The sequence below is a fragment of the Rhodococcus sp. 5G237 genome (genome assembly GCF_053764735.1).
In genome coordinates this window covers 22,713-42,535 of record NZ_JBSNCD010000004.1, presented here as the reverse complement: position 1 = coordinate 42,535, position 19,823 = coordinate 22,713, and the positions used below count along the sequence as shown (strand labels likewise).

Here is a 19,823-nt window from a genome sequence, read left to right as displayed (position 1 = left end):
TCGTGCATGCCCCAATTTAGGTATTTATCCCGGGCGGGCTTTCAAAGTTGCCGGGTCGCAAAATTAGTTACCAAAAAGTATCTTTTCAATGGATCCGTAGGCAGTTTCGGTGGCGTGCTTGTGTGGCGTCCACCACTGCTCGTTGGCGCGGTACCAGTCGATGGTCGCGGCCAGGCCTTCACGGAAGTCGCGGTAGCGGGGCTGCCAGCCCAGTTCGGTGCGCAGGCGGGTCGCGTCGATGGCATAGCGCAGGTCGTGGCCGGGGCGGTCGGTGACGAAATCGAACTCGCTGCGGTCCTTGCCGCACAGCTCGAGGACGGTTTCGACGACGGTGCGGTTGTCGGTCTCCCCGTCCGCTCCGATCAGATAGGTCTCCCCGAGTTGTCCGTGTTCGATGATCGTCCACACGGCACTGTTGTGGTCGTCGACGTGGATCCAGTCCCGCACGTTGGTGCCGGTGCCGTAGAGCTTGGGGCGTACGCCGGTGAGCACGTTGGTGATCTGGCGGGGGATGAACTTCTCCACGTGCTGGTACGGGCCGTAGTTGTTCGAGCAGTTGGAGATGGTCGCGCGGACGCCGAACGAGCGCACCCAGGCGCGTACCAGCAGATCCGAACCGGCCTTGGTCGACGAGTAGGGGCTCGACGGGTTGTAGGCGGTGGCCTCGGTGAAGCGAGCGGGGTCGTCGAGGGCGAGGTCGCCGTACACCTCGTCGGTGGAGATGTGGTGATAGCGCACGTCGTACTTGCGGACGGCCTCGAGCAGCGTGAAGGTGCCCACGAGATTGGTCTGCACGAACGGCGCCGGGTTCGCCAGCGAGTTGTCGTTGTGGGATTCGGCGGCGAAGTGCACCACCAGATCGGTGTCGGCGACGAGCCGGTCGACGAGGTCGGCGTCGGCGACATCGCCCTGGACGAAGGTGATCGTGTCGGCGACGGGGTCGAGGGAGGCGCGGTTGCCGGCGTAGGTGAGCTTGTCGAGCACGGTGACCTGAGTGTCGGGTCGTTCCGCGACGGTCTGATGGACGAAATTTGCACCGATGAATCCGGCACCGCCGGTGACGAGCAGCCTCATGCACGCAGACCCTACCGGGAGTGAGACGAGTTTGTTACTTGACGGATGTACAACTACGCGCTTTGCGATCCATGGGCCGCGGCTGTAGTTCACGGTCGATTCGCCGCAAGCGTGTTGAGATGAAACACTGTTCGTCATGCGTGGAATCATCTTGGCCGGGGGAACCGGTTCGCGGTTGCATCCGATCACTGTTGGGATAAGCAAGCAGCTGACGCCCGTCTATGACAAGCCGATGATTTACTACCCACTGTCAACGCTTATAGCCGCGGGGATTCGGGACATCCTGATGATCACAACCCCGCATGATGCGGAGCAATTTCGAAGACTGCTCGGTGACGGATCCAAATTCGGTGTAAACCTTGATTACACAATTCAGGAGACACCGAACGGTTTGGCGCAAGCATTTTTGCTTGGTGCGGACCACATCGGTAGTGAGCCAGCGGCTTTGATTCTCGGCGATAATATCTTCTACGGTCCCGGCTTGGGCACGCAGCTCACTCGATTCGGAAATATCGACGGCGGAGCAGTATTTGCCTATTGGGTCTCGGATCCGACCGCTTATGGTGTTGTCGAATTCGACGATGGCGGGCGAGCGCTCTCCCTTGAAGAAAAGCCAGCCGACCCCAAGTCTAACTATGCCGTGCCAGGTCTGTATTTCTACGACAACGACGTCATCGAGATTGCCAGATCGTTGAAGCCGTCAGCGCGAGGCGAGTATGAGATTACCGATATAAATCGCGCTTATCTTGAGACAGGGAAACTGCAAGTAGAGGTGCTTCCGAGGGGCACAGCCTGGCTCGACACCGGCACCTTTGACTCGCTGCTTGATGCGTCAAATTACGTGCGCACAATCGAGCAACGCCAGGGACTGAAGATCGGTGCGCCTGAAGAGGTGGCATGGCGGCGCGGATTCATCACAGACGATGAATTATCTGAACTGGCACAACCTCTACTTAAGTCGGGATACGGGAATTATCTACTTGATTTGCTCAATCGAGGAAAGGGTTAGAAGTAGATGCGATACCGCGAACTGAAAATTGCGGGCTCCTGGGAAATCACGCCTCAACTGTTTGGTGACGACCGAGGCGTGTTCCTTGAGTGGTTTAAACAAGCCACATTTTCCGACGCCGCTGGACGAACCCTGCATGTGGCCCAAGCAAACTGCTCGGTCTCGGCTGCTGGGGTGCTCCGCGGCATCCATTACGCAGATGTACCGCCTGGTCAAGCCAAATACGTGACCTGCGTATCCGGATCTGTGCTCGATGTGGTCGTGGACCTGCGCATGGGATCGCCCACCTACGGGCAGTGGGATTCGGTCTTGCTCGACACGCGAGACCGACGTGCCATTTTCCTGTCCGAGGGACTTGGACATGGCTTCCTTGCGTTGGAAGACAACTCGACAGTGATGTACCTGTGCTCGACTCCTTATGATCCCGACCACGAACACGAGATCAATCCTCTCGATCCGGACTTAGGTATCGAGTGGCCAACCGTCGGGCGTGACGGAGCGCTTCTCGAATATGAGCTGTCTTCGAAGGACCGCGCGGCTCCGACGCTTGCGCAAGCCGCTGCCGGGCGAATGCTGCCCCGTTGGTGATGAGTAAGTCGTGCAGCCGAACCGAGTCCTCGGCATCAGCACCTCATGCGGTTACAAGTATTAATCCGCCCCGGTAGGTCGGTGGGCGCTCTCGTTCAACCGAGTCGTCTTGAGGCGCGTCGGCGGCCTGCCGGCCACCCTAGAAGTCGCAGAGAACCACATTGAACTGTGATTCTGGACACAGTAAGGGCGTTTGACCAACAGTCCTAAGACGACCACGGTGACGCCTCATACAGGGAACCTCGCTTAGAACTGCGGTTATTTGGAGAGTCGAGTCCCGGCCGCACCACAGGTCTGCTCGCCATCAGCATGGGGGACGCGAACTGAGCAGGCTATAAGATGCGAACTGGCACCAGATGCCTAAGGATATGGATCTACGGCCCACCGGCCGTGTCGCCACACAAGCAACGCCTGGGGAGGAAGTTGCGTGTCGTTGGCGACCGAGCCCATCAGGTATGAGCGGAGTGGCATCCGCAGCGGATTTCGGGGAGGAACCGCATGCCAAGAACGTTCGCACGATTGGAGTGGGAGGCGCGCCGACTCCTGCTACACGTCCCGACTGAGCCGTCGCCATCGCGGCCGAAGGGGTGTTGTAAAAGGCGAGCCGACAGAGATCTCTCGGGCTCGTACGACGCCTATTTATCGTGTACGCAGCCGCAAATCGAGGCGCAAACGCAAAACTCAGAATGCAGAGTTTTTGGGTCTTCCGCCGGTCGAGCCTGGCTCGGGGGCGGGATTATTTCCTATCACGATCGCACGGCCCCAAACCACGCACCGCCATGCCTCCGCGGTCAGCTGACGCGGCCGGAGACAGCGGTCATGCCTACAAGGCGTATGGCCGCAAACACCACACTATGGTATTCGCCAAGTATCGATCGGGATTGCATTAGTGGGTCGAGATGAAAAACGTGCCGGTGCAGAAGGTCGTAAAACCGAAACGATGGAGCGAATGAACGATTCAGTTTCTGTTCGACATCCTAACTCCGTACAGGCGCAGAACAATTCCTACGGTGCTGTAGTTCTGTATTACCGACTCGGCCCGTCGATCGCCAAAACGATCCATGCGCTTGAAGGCCAGACTTCCGCGCCGTCGCGGATCGTAGTCGTAGATAACGCATCCGGCGATGGCGTCATCGAGGAGCTATTTTCGGGTAGCTCTAATGTATTGACGGTTACCTTATCCGAGAATAAAGGGTACGCAGGGGGAATGAATGCCGGCTTCCAGGCCCTCGGGCAAGAGTATCCTCTTGTATTGTTTATGACCCACGAAGTAATTCTTGAGCGCGATTGTGTCGAGCGATTAGTCGAAGGCTTACGTTCTGGCTCTCACGCACTCGCTGGCCCAATCTTGCGTCGCGGAGAGACCCAGACAATCTGGTCCGCTGGAGGCGGAATAGGCGTCAAAGGTAATGTATATCATCGTCTGACGCCGCCCGAGCCAACCAGCACCGATTGGCTAGATGGAGCCTGTCTCCTTGTTGAATCCACTGCTTATCGCGAGGTCAAAGGATTCGACGAGGACTACTTCCTCTATTGGGAAGATGTCGATCTCGGATCTCGCATAAGGGCGATCGGAACTGTAGCCTGCATCCGGAACGCGTACGCGTCACAGGATACCAACACCACCCCGATATATTTTGGCACTAGAAACCAAATAATGTACTGGCGAAAGAGAAAAGGCATGAAAAACGTACTTCTTTCATGCCTGAGTTCCGCTGCGAAGATGGTGCTCAGAGATCTCCCATCCATGAGCACGGAGCGTCTAAGGGCCCGCGCCTGGGGAATCTTCGATGGTTTAACCGGACGGTTGAGGCTGCAGCACGGATCAATCCGAGAGGGGTAACTTGATCTATGTCGAATACCGCTGCAGTGGTGATCGTGAATCCGCTCCCACTTACATTGGCTCATTATCAAGCCGAATTAGCAGACACCCTTCGTAGGGTTAAAGTCGAGCGTATCGAAATTATTTCTGAGCCAGGCGACGGGCAAGTCGGTATCCTCAAGAAGGTCAGAGTTGCGACGGCAATATTATGCCGACGGATTAGAATGGCTACACGCCACCAAAATCAAGTTATCCTCGTAGTATGGCCGTTGTTTGGATACCTGGATATAATTACGTGGATATTTTTGGCCAAGCGAAATCATGTAATCTTGATCCACCACGATCCCACGCCACTACGAGCTCAGCTAGGTCATTCGCGCCCTGCAAAGCGGGCTTTTTCTTGGATCAGTTCGCGTTTTCATATCACTGCCCTATGTCACACGAGGCACGCAGCTGAGGCATTGTGGGATAATTCCCGGGTAAAGGCGATCATCGCGAGCCATCCGTTGTCGGTTCCTTCCACGGAAGGCCCGGAAGGTGCTGAAGAGGCGGCAGTTCGAGTTCTCGGGCAGTATAAGGAAGCACGTACACTGTGGCCACTCGTAGCTATCGCAGCGAGTTGGGAAAACCTGCGTGCCCCTCTGGAGATCCATGGGAGGCAATGGCCAAGCGTGGATGGCTGGTTCGTTTCGGACAAATTCTTGCCAGAACAGGAGTTCGATCACCTCATCAAAACGGCCGGCTGCATCGTAGTCCCGTATTCAAATTTCTTTCAAAGTGGCGTCGCAGTGCGCGCTTTTGAGTCCGGGGTTCCAGTGGTGGCACCACGACATGAACATATCGAAGAACTTTTCGGTGAGGATTGGCCAGGCTTCGTCCAGGACGACGAGGACTGGCCTCAAGCTGTCCGACGGGTTTTAGCACTCGACAAACAAACAATTTACGACCGGCGCCACCATGCGACGAAAATCATCGACGAGGGATGGATTCGGGTGGCCCAAGAAAACAGCCTTGGGGGATCATGATGACAACAAAATGGTCGCTAGGGTCCCTCGCTATCGGATTGCTCTTAGCTATTGCGACCCCGTTCTTCGGGCCCTATATGAGTATCCTCCTCATCGGGACTCTCGCAGTCGCGTTGTTGTTGGTCTCCTTGAGGGATAAGCCTAATGCGATCCTCTCCGTATGGATTCTTAGTGTCGCGCTGGTTCCACCGTGGATTTCATTTCAGTTTGTCGGATACAGAATCCCATTTGCGGCAATAATCTCATTTGGAATTGTGCTAGTCCTACTCGGGCGACGAAAAGTTACCTGGCACTGGTGCGACACCTCGGTCCTTGCGTTAGCGATCACTGCGATAGTAGCAACAGCTCTATTTTCGTCGCCGCTTCACTTGACAACTCAAGTACTATTTGAATGGGTCTCCTGCTATGCGGCTGGCCGGTTCATGTTCGCCGGGGCTAATTTTTCTCGCGTTGCAAATCGCTTAGGGGGAATACTCGGCTGGTTAGCCTTAGTTCAAATGCTGCTGAAGTTTAATGTGTCGACCTTATTCATCTTTAGGCTCGGAAGTGGAGACGGGCCCTGGATGGGGCTGCAGGAACGCGGCGGCCAGATCAGGGCTGAGCTGACGTTTGGTCACTCAATTTCGCTGGGCGCTACGCTGTGCCTTCTCCTTCCCTTTGCCTTGGCCATGAGATCAAGAATCTCTGACAAAGTGATGATCGCAGGGATTCTTTTAGGCATTGTCGCTACGTCAAGCCGTAGCTCTATGGTCGCAGGAGTCATTGTACTAATTCTTACACTGGTCGCCTCCAATGCTTCGGGGATTGCGAAGTTCGCTGGTTCAGTCGGGATGGGACTAGCGACGTGGATTGGCAGCAACTTATTCCTCCAACGCATCTCTAAGGCCGAGAATAGCGCTGAACTAACCGACAGTACTGCGTACCGAGAAGGTTTACTCGATCTAATGAACATAGTCAGACTCATAGGTCTGGCTCCCGGGGGGGTACCAGCTCCGGATGGCGTAACATATGTGTGGTCGAGCTTTTATTCCATCGACAATGGTGTTTTGTACGTAGGGTTGTACCTGGGATGGTTCGCGGCAGCGTGCTATATAGCCGGTGTGATATTTGTTGCGTGGCGAGGGTATAAAGATGGCTCGAAGCCGTTCTCTATCGCCTTAATAGCTCAGATTCCACTAATTCTCACTGTTGCACCTATTACTCAGTACCAAAATTACTACTGGATGGTGTTAGGCGCCGGCGTCAGTGCCGTAATTGCAAACCGCAACCTAAACCGTCTTGTGCAACCCGAACCGAGTATCGGCCAATACCAGGCTTCAATAGGGCCAGGTTTGGCGCTTGCCGCTCCAGGAAGAGGACAATTTGCGCGACGTTAACGACTTCCAACGGATATTGGTGTTGTGGGCTGATCAGAACAGCACGAATTTGGGTGTCCAGGCACTAGCGGCGGGAACTCGGCAACTAGCAAGACGGCTGGCGCCCGAAGCGAGCGTCGAATTTCTGAGCTATGGCGGCATAGGCGGAAGTCCTCGATTGGGTCTGAAGTCAATCGTTGGTGCTTCTATTGGTGGCTCGTCGACCCTCACACGATTTTTGTCGCAATTCGACCTCGTGATCGATACGGGCGCCGGCGACAGCTTCGCAGACATATATGGAATGCGCCGTCACGTGGAAATGAGCTTGCTGCGCAATCTGGTGTCTAGGCTTGGCATCCCGCTCGTTATGGGTCCTCAGACAGTTGGTCCTTTTGAGCATAAGATGGCCACGGCGTTGGCTAGTTGGTCAATACGCAATGCCGCGCTTGTCATCGGACGTGATTCGGTCAGCGTCAACACTGCCAGGAGAATTCATAGCGGAGTGATTACGCATGGTTCCGATGTGGTTTTTCTGATCGAACAGCCGACCGATAAGTGTCGGCACGACGTGATCTTGAATGTCTCGGGGCTTCTTTGGAATGAGAATCCGCACGTCGACGCGGTCTACTACCGTTCTGTAGTTACCCGCCTGGTCGCATCTATTAAAGAAAGTGGTCACGAGTTAACATTGCTGGCGCACGTCCTTGATTCGGACAACGCCGATAATGACATGGTCGCGATCAGGGAGCTTCAGAAATCCACCGGAGAAGACTTTCGGGTTGTGCAGCCAACTGATCTAGATCATGCGAGGGCAGAGATTTCGGGTGCTAACGTGCTTATTGCGTCGCGCATGCACGCGGCATTAAACGCCTTATCAACGGGAGTCCCCGCAATTCCTTGGGCCTACTCTCGGAAGTTCGAACCTCTTCTTGCCGACTTAGGTTGGGAATACTATTTTGATCTACGTCGGCGCGATCCACGCATCGTGGAAGATACCATTGCGGTCCTCCCCAAGGTAATGGGTACGGATTCGATCGCGCAAGATATACGCGACCTTGCGGTGCGTCGGGTACTAGACGCCAGTCATACGCTTTCACGATAGGATTATATATGAATTACCTTCGCAAGCTTGCCGACATCCTACGAGGGTTTCGGCTGTATTGCATATTTTTAGTAGGTCGTGTGCCTAATCATCGGTTCCGATTATTTGTGTATCGCAATCTGTTTGGAGTCAAGATCGGGACCGGAACGTCGATGCATTGGAGGACGGTGTTTTTTGCACCGGAAGGAATTTGTATTGGCGAGAACTCGATCGTGGGAAACGATTGCTTCCTTGACGGACGCCGTGGAATCAAAATCGGGTCGAATGTCAATATTAGCGGACATGTTCAAATCTTTACGCTTGAGCACGATCCAAATGCGCCGGATTTTGGCGTGGTAGGTGGGGAAGTTCAAATTCAAGACCGCGCCTATATCGCCTCCCGTTCCACGCTGCTTCCTGGAGTTACGGTCGGGGAAGGCGCGGTGGTCGCGGCTGGGGCGGTCGTCACGCGCGATGTATCCGCGTACACAATCGTCGGTGGGGTTCCTGCTCGGCCGATAGGTGAACGCTCTCGCGAACTTACCTACGAATTGGGCTATCACCTTCCTTTCCAATAGTGGGTGAGTCAACAGATTTGGTGAATTTGAATTGTGCATTGGAAGGCTCTGGGCGTGGTAGACAAGCTTGGCAGATCAATTCGTCGGGTAGTCAGGAACGGGAACTGCACTGGGTGCGGCGCTTGCTCGTTGATTTCTCCGAGAGTCTCTATGGACCTTAGTGAAGATGGTTTTCTGAGGCCTTTTGTCGTCGAAGAAGGTGCGGATAGAAGGCAAGTAAGGGAAGAGGCATCGACGTTTAGGGCTGTGTGTCCGGGAATAAGGCTGGACGCACCCAAGCATGGAGACGAGAAGTCTCATGCTGTATTTGGCGCCTATATTTCCGCCTGGGAGGGGTATGCTTCGGATCCCACCATACGGTATCGCGGGAGCAGTGGCGGTGTGCTGACGGCCCTGAGTGCTTGGCTCCTGACGAGAGATGACATTAATTCGGTGACGGCAAGTGTTAGCGGCACCAGTGATCCCAAGCGAACGATGCCTACCCGGATTACAGAGTCGACGTCCGCGATTTCTGCGGCTGGATCCCGCTATGCTCCCGTATCGAACCTTTTAGCGTTTGACCCCTATGACGCGAATAGTGTGCTCGTTGCGAAGCCGTGTGAAGTTTCGGCCGTTTCTCGATTAAACCGAGCGGTCGGCATCTCCGATGATGCCCGACCGTTACGGCTTTCTTTCTTTTGTGCAGGTACTCCAAGTCAAACTGGAACGGAAAAATTGGTTGAGTTCCTAGGTATTCCTGCCCCGGTAGTGAGCGAGGTTCGCTATCGAGGGCAGGGTTGGCCCGGGGAGTTCGTTGCCGTAGGTGGTGGAAAACGCGTCTCAATGTCCTACGACGAGTCCTGGGGTCGTCACATCGGTAGGGATATTCAGTGGCGTTGTAAGCTATGTGTCGATGGTACCGGTTCCGACGCAGATATATCCGTCGGAGATTATTGGCTGGCTGACGAGAGTGGGTATCCGAAGTTTGATGACGATGACGGGAACTCGGTTGTAATCGCGCGGTCAGCGCGAGGTCACCAAATTCTGATGGAGGCAGCCGAGGATGGCATAATTGTCCTATCGCGCGTTAATTTGGATGATGTTGCCAAGATTCAGCCCTTGCAGGTTGAGAGAAAGTTTTTCTTGCTCGGGAGATTGATGGGGCGGCTCCTGTCCGGCAAGCGGATTCCGCGATACTACGGATACGAACTCTTACGACTTTCGCTACGGAATCCGGTTGGAACCCTTCGGGCGATTGTCGGTACGGCAAGAAGATCGATTGCGCTCGGAAGCATTGGCCAGCGGCCGTGAAGGTGGGCTTGGTCGCCGGCTATGGGCGAGTGAGGACGCTAGTCGGCACAAATTCAGTTTCGCTGATTGCCTTGAGTCGGATTGTGGCTATGTTTCTGACGCTTATTACGGCGCCGGTGATTGCGCGAGCGTTGGGCCCTGAAGGTCGAGGAGAAGCGGCTACGGCGCTGGCTGCATTCGCTCTTGTTCCCATTCTGGTGTCGCTCGGAGTACCGCTTGAAGTTCGCCGTGCATCGGTGAAAGGTGATTGGTCGAGGATTATCCGGGCATCACGAGATTTAAGCGTCATGATGTTTGTGCCGTCCGGATTGATTGCGTTTCTGTTGAGCGTCTTTATTTTTAGGTCGATGTCTTCAGAAGCGGCGTTGGTAGCGTTTACCGGGGCGCTATGTGCCCCTTTGACCGTCAGCTGGCTTTGCGATCAAAGTGCTCTAATAGCTTTGTCGCGCTATCGTGCCGTAGCTGCAATTCAGGTGGCACAATCGATAGTATATGTGCTTCTAGTTGCGCTTGCCTTCGCATTCAGTGTTCTGTCCGTGCCCGTCGTGCTGTGTGCTAATATTCTGGGTTCGTTGGTGACCTGTGGTCTCGGGATATATCTAACTCGCGTTACGTTTCTTGGTCCACGCGCGAGTCGGCGGTCTCTACTTGCGGGTGGAATAAAATATGCGGGCAGTGGGATCGCCGAGGCGGCGTCGAATCGACTTGATCAACTACTGGTCCTCCCTCTGATTGGCGCTTATGGCGCCGGCCTTTATTCTGTGGCAGTTACCATTAGCTCGATTCCGTTGAGCGTGGGACATGCCCTAGGTGCGCATTTCTTCAACGAATCCGCTAAGGCGGAGGCGAAGGATTTGAGTGGCCTGTCAGGGTTTGGATTGCGCTCGGGTTTTCTCGCGTCGTTCATGGTGTCGTTGAGTCTTGGGGTGCTTAGTCCATTTGTCGTGCCGTTGGTCTTTGGTGCCGAGTTCTCGGGATCGATTCCAGTAGTGGTGGTTTCGCTAATCGGATCGGTCGCAATGACGACAGCTTATGTGGGTTCCATGATGCTCGCGGCACGTGGAAGAGGAGGGATGATGACGAGTAGTCAGGTCGTCTCGTTGGTCGTTGGTCTCTGTGGGTTGTATCTGTTGGCTCCTCGGTTGGGTGCTCCTGGCGTTGCATTTGCGTCCACGATTGCTTACTTCTCGCTACTTGTGATAGTCCTGTTGGCGCTTAGGATAAGAGGGTCCGACCTTTTACTTCGACGTTCGGATTTCGTTCAGTTGGTTCGGGTCTTGAAGTGAGACAAGCGGAGATCGACGGCGCGGTTTTCGCGGTATGGCGTCGTGGTGCGGGGAGAGAGCCCAAGTTTCTTTTGTCTGCGACTGGATTCGCCGATTGCCCGTTCTAGTACGCCAGCGCTGCCCAAGGATTCGTTCTTTCTGGAACATCTGCCTGCCTGCGCGGGGTTCCCGTTCGCACGTCGGGTTCGGTCGCATCGCGTCTTGCAATCGGGGCGCCTCAGTCCTGAGTCGCACCACGCGAATCGGTTTTCGGTGTAGTCGGTGTATCTGCGCAGGTAGCGGCGGTTCGTGTTCGTAAAACGGTACAGTAACGGCTCGGTCGACTCCGCCTCGTGGCCGCTTGTATCCGCGCAAGGTCCGCACCGCCTCGGGAGAGACCGCGGTGCAGATCGTGGTCAAGCAAGGCCGCCGTGACAAGGTCCTCGAGCGCCTCGGATCGGCCCGTATCGATAGCGAACTCGCCGCCCCGCTCCCGAGTTAAGACCCGAGTTAGGATATTTGGCTTAGTGTCCCGATTCGAACCCGAGACGGGTGAGAACCTCCTGTTCAGCGGCCGAGATCTCCATAGTTGGCTCATATCGGTAGTGCGTGAGTTCAGGCCGCGAAATCCGGTCGAGCAGGGTCTGCCTGTCGGCGTCGACGTCGGGTGGGGAGGTGTGTCGGGTTCCGTTGATCGCGATGGTTGCCGACCGTAGCGGTCGCAGCAGTTAGACGACCTTGCCGATCGCGGGGCCGCTGCGGTCCTGGACCACCCGTGAGATAGCCAAGGCCGCGAACACCACGTGAGGTGCGCCTCGATTGCGTCGCGGGTGCGGTGGAAGATCGGCCGTGCCCGCAGATCCGTCTTCGACATCCGAAACGTCGGCTCCACATGCCACAACTCGTGATACTTACCGATGAATTCGCCCGGATTCATCAGTGAGACAGGAAGATTGCTGACATATCCCTTCAGCCCGACGAGCATCCGGGCTCGTTCGAGCGACGCAGTATCCAGTCGCCGGCCTTTCGCAGTCGTCTTCACCAATCCCGTTGACTTCGGTGCGGTGTCCCCGTCGACCACGGCCCCGGGCGCGGGCTTCCTGCGCGTTGAGTGTCTTCTCGTCCCGGGCGGCGCGGGTGCGCGAGTACTGCCACACCGCCCGCCACGCATTCGGATGCGCCGCCCGAGCCCATACCGGTTCGGCGCGCTTGCGAGAGTTGTCGACCACGGAGGGGCCGTGCCGTGACGTGATCGTGTCGATGATCTGCCCGTCGGTGAAAACATTGCCGTTCCAATGAAAGTAGGAGGCGAGATCACCGGGCGCTTTCGTGGCGCGGGAGCCGACGATGAACTTCAGCCCGGCCTCGTCCAACGCTGCGAGATGGACGCGGACAGCATCCCGGCGTCGGCGGCGACGACCATCTCGACTCCGTCGAGGTCGTGGCGGGCCTGGAACTGCCGCACGATCGGGTCGATGGTGTGTGTTTCGGCGGAGTTGCCTTCGTAGCAGCCGATCTCGAGCGGGGACCTGTGCGATCCACCAGCAATCCGACGACGATTTGCGGGTCGACTCGACGTTCTTTCGAGTACCCGACTTTGCGCAGGTCATCTTCTTTCTCGGCCTCGAAGTACAAGGTCGTCACGTCGTACAACAACAGGCTCAGGCCGCCGGTTTTGGCGGCATGAGCAAAGCACTTCTCGGCGATGCGGTCCCGGTAGTTTCGCTCAACGACGTGCTTGAGGTGACGTTTGATCGTCGCGTAGCTCGGCGGGTCCGCGCCGAGATCCTGCAGGACTCGGCCGCCGTCGAGTTTCGAACCGGGTTCGACGATGCGGGCGATCACCAGATCCCGGAACACCGCATCTTCGACGATCCCGAAGCCGAGCTGGTCGTACACCTCGGCCAGCACCTGCCGCAGCAGCACCGCCCCGGTCGATTCGGTACGTCCCGGCGCATCAACCTGCATAGGTTCAGCTGCAGGTTCGAGCAGTGCGCTCTGCCCGGTGACCAGCGGCTTTTTCCACGGGAATCTGGGGCGTGACGTCCGGTCGAGGGCCTGCTGGCCGGCTTCGAGCGAGGCACGAGCGCGTTCGAGAAGCATCCCGAGTTCGACGTCGGTGTAGGCGGAACTGATGTGTTTGAGAATCTCTTGCCGGCCACCCACATATCAGGCGACCTGCACAGCCGTGGCCCCGGACTTGGTGCGCACCTTACTGACAAACGCCACCCGCCGAGCCTAGAACCAGCGTCGTTAGTGCGTGAAATCAGACCGATCCCGACGAGAAACTGCAGTTCACAGACGTAAGCCATCGTTCATCCCGAAGATGTGAGCTAACTCAGACATCCCCTGGCGTATCTGTGTCAAGCCGCGGCTTGTGTGGGAACTTGGGGCCAGGCGGTGCTTTCGTCGTAGATCGTGCCGGTCTTGAGACATCCGTGGAGGATCCCGACGAGCCGGTTACCGAGCTGACGAAGCGCGCCATGGTGGCCGACCTCCCGGGCCCGCAGAGCGTCGTAATAGGCGCGAGCCCGGTGAGGTATTCATCGAGCAGAACGCCCACTGGTGACACGCATCGGCCAGGTGCTTGTTGCGGGCGTAGCGCGCCGACACCGTCTTCCTCTTCCCCGATGCTCGGGTGATCGGGGAGGTCCCGGCGTAGTTCTTGCGGGCTTTGGCATTGCGGTATCGGTGCGGATCGTCGCCGAATTCTGCCAGCACCCGGGCGCCCAGCACATCCCCCAGACCGGGACAGCTGCGGACGATCTCAGCGGCCGGGTGCCCACGAAAACTGCGCTTCACCTCCTGCTCGAGCTCCTCGATCTGCTCGGCCAGGTGCTCGAGCATGCGCGCTTGCCCGGCCACGACGACCGCGTAGGCATGTTCGATTGCAGCCGGCTGCCGCAGCGACGGTGCCCGCAGCGCATCGCGGATGCGGGTGGCCCTGGTGGTACGGTCCCCGCGCCGATGCGCCCGGGCCAGTTCCGCGGTGATCTGCGCGGTGGTCAGTCGTGCTGCGCGATCCGGATCGGGAGCCTTGCGCAGCAATGCCAGAGTGTCCGGGGCGGCGAGGTTGTCGAACGCGGTCAATGCGGCCGGGAAGTACTCGCGGAGCGCCGACCGCATCCGCTGCAGGTGCCGGGTCCGGTCCCAGATCAGGCCTTGGTGGGCCCGGGCAAGCAGTTTCAGGGCTTCGACCTGCGGGGAATCCCCGGCGATCTGGCGGTGATGGCCGCGGTCCAGCCGGACGATCTCGGCGAGAACGTGAGCGTCGCCGGCGTCGGATTTGGCTCCCGAGGTGCCGTGCCGTTCCCGATATCGTGCCGCCGACATCGGGTTGATCGCATAGACCTGATAGCCACAGGCCAGCAGCGCCGACACCCACACCCCACGATCGGTTTCGATCCCGACCACGACCGCACCCTCGGGGAGGTCACTGCTGCCGGTCCTGTCAGGATCGAGATGTTCGGCCACCACCTCGTGCAATCGGGCCAGCCCCTCGACGCCCTCGGGCAGCCGTATCCGCGCCAACCGGCGGCCGACGTCGTCTTCGACCTCGATGTCGTGATGGCCTTCCGCCCAGTCATCGCCGATGAACAACATGGAGTGACCCTCCGAACAGGCTGCTATCCACTATTTTTCGGTCCGGTAGCGGAGGAAAGCAGTCGGCGACCTCATGGCTCGAGTACTCACCGACACGCACGGCATCGGGGTACGTCATCCCATCAGCGATCACCGCTTCCCTCACGACCGGCGGGTACACGGGCTGAGTTCAGGCATCAGCCCGACTGCTCGGGGACGGCCACGCCTGGTCTTGAGAGTGTTATCCACCGGTCGCCACCTACACCGAACCTTGCCACAGTCGTGGGGATCGGTAGCTCCCATTAGCCTCGGGCTTTCGTGCTGATCGAGCGGACACCCGTGTCGAATACGAAGAATGGTGCCCTGAACTGGGATAATTCGACTTGCTGAGGGTCGAGTTTCAACCAGTTCGAGGAGCACCATTCAGGTGAGCAAGTCTACGTCCCCCTACCCACGCGTGTCCGCATCGGCCACCGGGACCGGCGTCGTGTCGCAGGCCGGAACGGTCCTGCTGCTGCGCACCGCGGAGAAGACCGGCCTCGCTGCGGCGTTGACGACCGAGCTCGCACCGTATCGAAAACCGCTGGCCCGACACGATCCCGGCAAGATCGTGCTCGATCTCGCGACAGCATTGGCGATCGGTGGGGACTGCCTCGCCGACATCGCACAACTGCGGGCTCACCCGGAGATCTTCGGCGCAGTGGCCTCCGACCCGACCGTCTCCCGCCTGATCAGCGTGTTGGCCACCGACGCCGACACCGCGCTCGCCGCGATCGGACGCGCCCGCGCCACCGCCCGCTCCCACGCCTGGGCCGCCGCCGGCACGTCGGCACCGGACCACGCCATCGACGAAGCGCATCCGCTGGTCCTCGACATCGATGCGACGCTGGTCACCGCGCACTCCGAGAAGGAACAGGCCGCCCCGACGTTCAAGCGAGGCTTCGGTTTCCACCCGCTGTGCGCGTTCGTCGACCACGGCACAGGCGGCACCGGTGAACCCGTCGCGATGCTGCTGCGGCCGGGTAACTCGGGGTCGAATACCGCCGCCGATCACATCACCGTGGTGCAGGACGCCCTCGCACAGTTGCCGGTCGACCCGGCATATCGGGTCGGGAAGAAGGTGCTGGTGCGTATCGACGGGGCCGGCGGCACCCACGGGTTGATCGAGTATCTGACCAAACGGCGGCTGTCGTATTCGGTGGGGTTCGGATTGACCGAGACGATGGTCGCCGCACTCGAACTCGTCCCGGACCAGGCATGGACCCCGGCCTACGACTCGGACGGACAGGTCCGCGACGGCGCCTGGGTGACGGAGTTGACCGGCCTGCTCGATCTGTCGTCGTGGCCGAAAGGCATGCGGGTAATCGTCAGGAAGGAGCGCCCGCATCCGGGTGCGCAGTTACGGTTCACCGACCGTGACGGCCTACGCCTGACCGCGTTCGTGACCAATACCCGCCGAGGGCAACTCCCGGATCTGGAGCTGCGACATCGGCGTCGGGCTCGGTGCGAGGACCGGATTCGGACAGCCAAAGTCACCGGGCTGCAGAATCTTCCGCTGCACGGTTTCGATCAGAATCGGATCTGGTTGGCGCTCGTGCAACTCGCATGTGAACTGATCGCGTGGATGCAGATGCTCGCGTTGACCGATGTCGCGGCCCGGCGGTGGGAGCCGAAGCGGCTGCGGCTGCGATTGTTGTCGATCGCCGGTCGCGTCGCCCGGCATGCCCGCCGTGTTCGGCTGCGGCTGGCCGCGACAGCTCCCGATATCGATGTCCTCGTGGCCGGCCTGAACCGGCTGGAGGCACTTCCTGCGCCTGCGTGACCTGCACGTATCTGTCCGATCAAGACGAAAGGAAACCATTTTCGAGGCCGTGGACCTCGGCGTCACCCGACCGTGTCGGGCAGTCGACCGTGGATGCACACCGGATCCACGGTCTCCGTATCCAATCCGAATCCGCTCAGGCCGGCACGTGATCCGCGCGAAAGATTGAGGTTAGGTCGGACCGGATAAGCAGAGTAAAGCCGTCCATGCACTGCCGGGACCACCCTTTGAACTCTGAAATCTATGACTGATTACGCGTTAGTCATGCTTCATGGCTCTAATAAGCGACGTCTCATAGTTCTTGCAAACAATTTCCCAGGTGTACTCGGCAGCCTGGCGGTCGAACGCGTTGGCTCGCAATCGATTTTGCAGATTTCTGTCGTTAATTACTGAAAGCAGGGAGGCTGCAATGTTAGCGGAATCAAGTGCGACGAATTTTCCGTCCGGACCAAGCACTTCACGGTTAAATACAGTATCGCGAGCGACGATGGGAGCTCCGCAAGCCATGGCTTGTACAAGAGCGGGGTTAGTTCCTCCAACGCTATGACCGTGGAAGTATGCACCTGCGTGCTGCCACAGAGAGAATAGTTTTCTATCATCGCTCACATGGCCCATCCAATGAATTCGCGAAGAGTTCCTAGACAACTGGTCGGCTCTCTCATCGAGTTCACCACCGTACCCGGAGGAGCCAACAATAACCACGTCTCGGTCCTTCGCTATCTCCTCGGTAGCATCAAAGAATTCTTCCACCGAATTTTCTGGAACAAACCTGGCAACCATAAGCGCATAGGTGCCAGGGGTAAGATCTGCTACTGGCTCTAGAGTGCCGGGGCGCGAGCCTCCGTAAGGAATGAAATCGCCGTAACGGCCGAATTCTTCTTCCCAACGCTTACCGATCGCGCGGGAGTCAACTACGATTCGATCTGCAAATTTAGCAGTTAGGCGAGCGCCCACCTTGAAAGCTGTCTTTGCCTTCTTCCCCCACTTTGCGCGTTCCCACTCGATGCCATCGACGTTGACCACCGTAGGAATACCGCGAGCCTTGAGGATGGGGAGCCAATAGCCGTTTGCCACATTCATAACCAAGGCGACATCAGGACGCTTGATGGTCGCATGAACGCTGGAGGACAGTCCATAAGAAAGGGTGCTGAGCGATTTCGACTCGATTCCTTTCGTGACAACAGTTTTTACGGTTGGGTCAACTTCAGGATCGTCGGCCTTGGTGGCGCCGTCCCGTCCGTAGACGGTGACGTCCCATCCTTGGTCTGATAGGTAAGGGGCTAGTTGCCTGATGAGAGTCTCGAAGCCGCCGTAATAGCTCGGGTATCCTCGGGTTCCGATGATGGCAACTGACTTTTTCATGACTTTCCTTCGAAATACTCAATCTTGGACGAGGTTTGCTGCGCTTATTGGCGTATTTGGTGGACGGTTATCCACATGTTGGCGCATTGAGGATGACGCTTGGTTCGTCGATGAGCGGCTGTATAGGCATTTGAGGTTCGCCGACGGATACGGGTTCGGTGAGTTCGTAGACGACTTCCACCGTCTCGCCTTGGGGAATTGCGGCTTGAATATTGAACATCGGGTGCCCACGCTCCGTGGAAGTATACGCGAACCCTGGGCGGCCGTTAATTGTGACCTTTTTAAGCTGGGCACCCTGTGTGGCGAGTAGGCCCAGGTCAGTGAGATTTGTGCCTACAGGGGCGTCGACGGGATTGTCGAACATGCCGGCGACATAATTGGTGTAATCACCGTCTGGTAATGAGTTCGTTAAGCGCACAGTGACTTTGGAATCGCGAGTCTCATCGTCACACGGTCCGGCGGTGTACTCGATCGCTCTTTGCAGGTAGTAATCGAGCTTGTTTCCGCCGAGATTGTTGACTACGACGCCGACGTACGGAGCCGGGTCGTCGGGGACGATGTGGCCGAGCGGGGTTGTTTCCAGTACCGCTTGCTCGTCCGGAGCTGAACTCCATACGGCGAGCCGTCCCTCGCCCGCAGCGCGCCCCAGTGCTTCGAGCAGCGCCTGCGGACGGGTGATGCTTCCTGTGAGTTTCTGAACTACAGTCTTCGCCACGGTCTCCAGGTAGCGCTTACGGGCCGTCTGATCGTCGCCGAAGCGGGCGTACGCTGTGGATTCGGTCAGTTCGACCACGTTCTCCGCGGTGATCTTCTCTCCGCTCGGGAGCGTGACGTCACCGACCACATCGAGGACGTAGCTCAACGCCACCGGATCGGTCGCGATCGCTCCGTCCATGCGTTGGCCCGTTTCCTGCTGCCACATCGATTGCCAGATCTGGCCCGCATACGGGAAGTGCGGACTCACATTGCTGTTGCGGAAGTCCTGCGTGGGCCGGCTGTGACCGTAGGCGCGCTGAAAATCAGGGCCGAGGTCGATCGGGTCATAGTCGAACCGGAGTTCCCGGTTGCTCGTGACGTCGTCGACGGAGACGGCCCCGTCGTTCGCGCGAATGACAGCAAAACCGCCAAGGAGTCCACCCGTACCGCGTGCCTCTGCGTTCGTCTGGAAACCGACGAAATAACTGCGCGGACCGTCCGCGCCCAGCATCGCCGGCGCGACCTGTGCCGCGAGCGAGGTGTTGTTCAGCAGGCCGGACAACTCGGACACCTGGTCCTGCAGATCGACCCGCGCGTCGTCGATCAGCCCGAGCCACGTGCTGTCGACGTTCTGGGCCTGCTCGTCGAGGTCGGTGATCGCCGCAGAGGTCGTCTCGAGGACGGGCGCGGCATCGCGGAGAGCCGCAAGATTGATTCGTGCACCGTCCAAAATCAACTGATCGGGGGACACGGCGCTACCTGCGTCGACCGCGGGGAGGAGAACCTGCTCTGTGAGACCGCTCACAATGGTGGTCATCTGGCGGGTGGAATCGAACGGGCTCCCCAAGAATGGAACAGCGCCGGCAATACGCCACGGCACCGAGTCGACCGAACTCTGGGCGTCCTGGGCGTAACGATCGGCGTCGCCTGCGACGACGCGGGCCTTATCGGTATCGCCTGCGAGCAGTGCGTCTTTCGCCTGCGTCGCGAAGTTCTGTGCCTTTTCCAGGTTCGACTTCGCCTGTAGGCCTTCATAACCCAGCCAGCCGATGAATCCGACGACAACGAGTGCGCCTACGCCGCAGCCGATCTGCACGCGCCGGCGCTTCTTGCGCTGAGCTGCGATCTCCTCGTCCGACAGGCGCCTACGCACCTTGCGTCGACGCGGTTCGGGCGAAACTGACTCACCGGTAACATCGTTCACGCCGCTTGTGCCCCCTTCGTGGTTTCCGCTCGAGACGATAACCCGATTCGATCTGGCCGACCGTTCAAGT

General features: G+C 58.2%; 12 protein-coding genes and 2 pseudogenes. 9 read left to right on the top strand and 5 right to left on the bottom strand.

Annotated elements, in window-relative coordinates; translation table 11 throughout:
- Window positions 1–63: 63 nt before the first annotated feature.
- Window positions 64–1,074: a dTDP-glucose 4,6-dehydratase gene (gene rfbB / locus ACWPOC_RS09620; RefSeq protein WP_455408493.1), complete on the bottom strand. Its 1,011-nt coding sequence runs from the start codon at window positions 1,072–1,074 to the stop codon at window positions 64–66.
- A 136-nt stretch (window positions 1,075–1,210) separates the two neighbouring features.
- On the opposite strand from rfbB, the gene rfbA reads away from it, so the two are divergent.
- From rfbA to ACWPOC_RS09580, 8 genes are all read left to right on the top strand, one after another.
- Complete coding sequence (gene rfbA, locus ACWPOC_RS09615; protein ID WP_455408492.1) at window positions 1,211–2,083, top strand: glucose-1-phosphate thymidylyltransferase RfbA; 873 nt, start codon at window positions 1,211–1,213, stop codon at window positions 2,081–2,083.
- 6 nt (window positions 2,084–2,089) lie between these two features.
- The gene (rfbC, locus tag ACWPOC_RS09610; protein ID WP_455408491.1) at window positions 2,090–2,671 is read left to right on the top strand and encodes a dTDP-4-dehydrorhamnose 3,5-epimerase; all 582 of its coding nucleotides are present in this window, start codon (window positions 2,090–2,092) and stop codon (window positions 2,669–2,671) included.
- Between the two features lie 889 nt (window positions 2,672–3,560).
- The gene (locus ACWPOC_RS09605) at window positions 3,561–4,514 is read left to right on the top strand and encodes a glycosyltransferase (RefSeq protein WP_455408490.1); all 954 of its coding nucleotides are present in this window, start codon (window positions 3,561–3,563) and stop codon (window positions 4,512–4,514) included.
- 203 nt (window positions 4,515–4,717) lie between these two features.
- Window positions 4,718–5,518 (top strand): hypothetical protein, encoded by an 801-nt coding sequence (locus ACWPOC_RS09600; protein WP_455408489.1) that lies wholly within the window; start codon window positions 4,718–4,720, stop codon window positions 5,516–5,518.
- 1,338 nt (window positions 5,519–6,856) lie between these two features.
- Window positions 6,857–7,975 (top strand): polysaccharide pyruvyl transferase family protein, encoded by a 1,119-nt coding sequence (locus tag ACWPOC_RS09595; RefSeq protein WP_455408488.1) that lies wholly within the window; start codon window positions 6,857–6,859, stop codon window positions 7,973–7,975.
- Between the two features lie 8 nt (window positions 7,976–7,983).
- Window positions 7,984–8,532 carry an acyltransferase gene (locus tag ACWPOC_RS09590; RefSeq protein WP_455408487.1) on the top strand — a complete coding sequence of 183 codons (549 nt, stop codon included), beginning with the start codon at window positions 7,984–7,986 and terminating at the stop codon, window positions 8,530–8,532.
- 150 nt (window positions 8,533–8,682) lie between these two features.
- The gene (locus ACWPOC_RS09585) at window positions 8,683–9,822 is read left to right on the top strand and encodes a Coenzyme F420 hydrogenase/dehydrogenase, beta subunit C-terminal domain (RefSeq protein WP_455408486.1); all 1,140 of its coding nucleotides are present in this window, start codon (window positions 8,683–8,685) and stop codon (window positions 9,820–9,822) included.
- Window positions 9,819–11,108 carry an oligosaccharide flippase family protein gene (locus tag ACWPOC_RS09580; RefSeq protein ID WP_455408485.1) on the top strand — a complete coding sequence of 430 codons (1,290 nt, stop codon included), beginning with the start codon at window positions 9,819–9,821 and terminating at the stop codon, window positions 11,106–11,108. The genes ACWPOC_RS09585 and ACWPOC_RS09580 overlap by 4 nt, the downstream gene beginning before the upstream one ends.
- Window positions 11,109–11,611: 503 nt before the next feature.
- Here ACWPOC_RS09580 and ACWPOC_RS09575 read toward each other — a convergent pair.
- Both ACWPOC_RS09575 and ACWPOC_RS09570 read right to left on the bottom strand, forming a co-directional pair.
- Window positions 11,612–13,253: pseudogene (locus ACWPOC_RS09575) on the bottom strand (IS1634 family transposase).
- Between the two features lie 197 nt (window positions 13,254–13,450).
- Window positions 13,451–14,690 (bottom strand): annotated as a pseudogene (locus ACWPOC_RS09570) (IS110 family RNA-guided transposase).
- A 406-nt stretch (window positions 14,691–15,096) separates the two neighbouring features.
- On the opposite strand from ACWPOC_RS09570, the gene ACWPOC_RS09565 reads away from it, so the two are divergent.
- Window positions 15,097–16,491 carry an IS1380-like element ISRer1 family transposase gene (locus tag ACWPOC_RS09565; protein ID WP_011133493.1) on the top strand — a complete coding sequence of 465 codons (1,395 nt, stop codon included), beginning with the start codon at window positions 15,097–15,099 and terminating at the stop codon, window positions 16,489–16,491.
- A 258-nt stretch (window positions 16,492–16,749) separates the two neighbouring features.
- Here ACWPOC_RS09565 and ACWPOC_RS09560 read toward each other — a convergent pair whose 3' ends face one another.
- Together ACWPOC_RS09560 and ACWPOC_RS09555 are read right to left on the bottom strand one after the other, a co-directional pair.
- Window positions 16,750–17,853, bottom strand: a complete 1,104-nt coding sequence (locus ACWPOC_RS09560; RefSeq protein ID WP_455408484.1) for a DUF1972 domain-containing protein — start codon at window positions 17,851–17,853, stop codon at window positions 16,750–16,752.
- 67 nt (window positions 17,854–17,920) lie between these two features.
- Window positions 17,921–19,753, bottom strand: a complete 1,833-nt coding sequence (locus ACWPOC_RS09555; RefSeq protein WP_455408483.1) for a DUF4012 domain-containing protein — start codon at window positions 19,751–19,753, stop codon at window positions 17,921–17,923.
- Between the last annotated feature and the right edge of the window lie 70 nt (window positions 19,754–19,823).

Coding starts and splice junctions, on each gene's coding strand:
- ACWPOC_RS09600 (WP_455408489.1), top strand. CDS start 4,718: ATGGCTACACGCCACCAAAATCAAGTTATCCTCGTAGTATGGCCGTTG.
- ACWPOC_RS09590 (WP_455408487.1), top strand. CDS start 7,984: ATGAATTACCTTCGCAAGCTTGCCGACATCCTACGAGGGTTTCGGCTG.
- rfbC (WP_455408491.1), top strand. CDS start 2,090: ATGCGATACCGCGAACTGAAAATTGCGGGCTCCTGGGAAATCACGCCT.
- rfbB (WP_455408493.1), bottom strand. CDS start 1,074: ATGAGGCTGCTCGTCACCGGCGGTGCCGGATTCATCGGTGCAAATTTC.
- rfbA (WP_455408492.1), top strand. CDS start 1,211: ATGCGTGGAATCATCTTGGCCGGGGGAACCGGTTCGCGGTTGCATCCG.
- ACWPOC_RS09585 (WP_455408486.1), top strand. CDS start 8,683: ATGGACCTTAGTGAAGATGGTTTTCTGAGGCCTTTTGTCGTCGAAGAA.
- ACWPOC_RS09560 (WP_455408484.1), bottom strand. CDS start 17,853: ATGAAAAAGTCAGTTGCCATCATCGGAACCCGAGGATACCCGAGCTAT.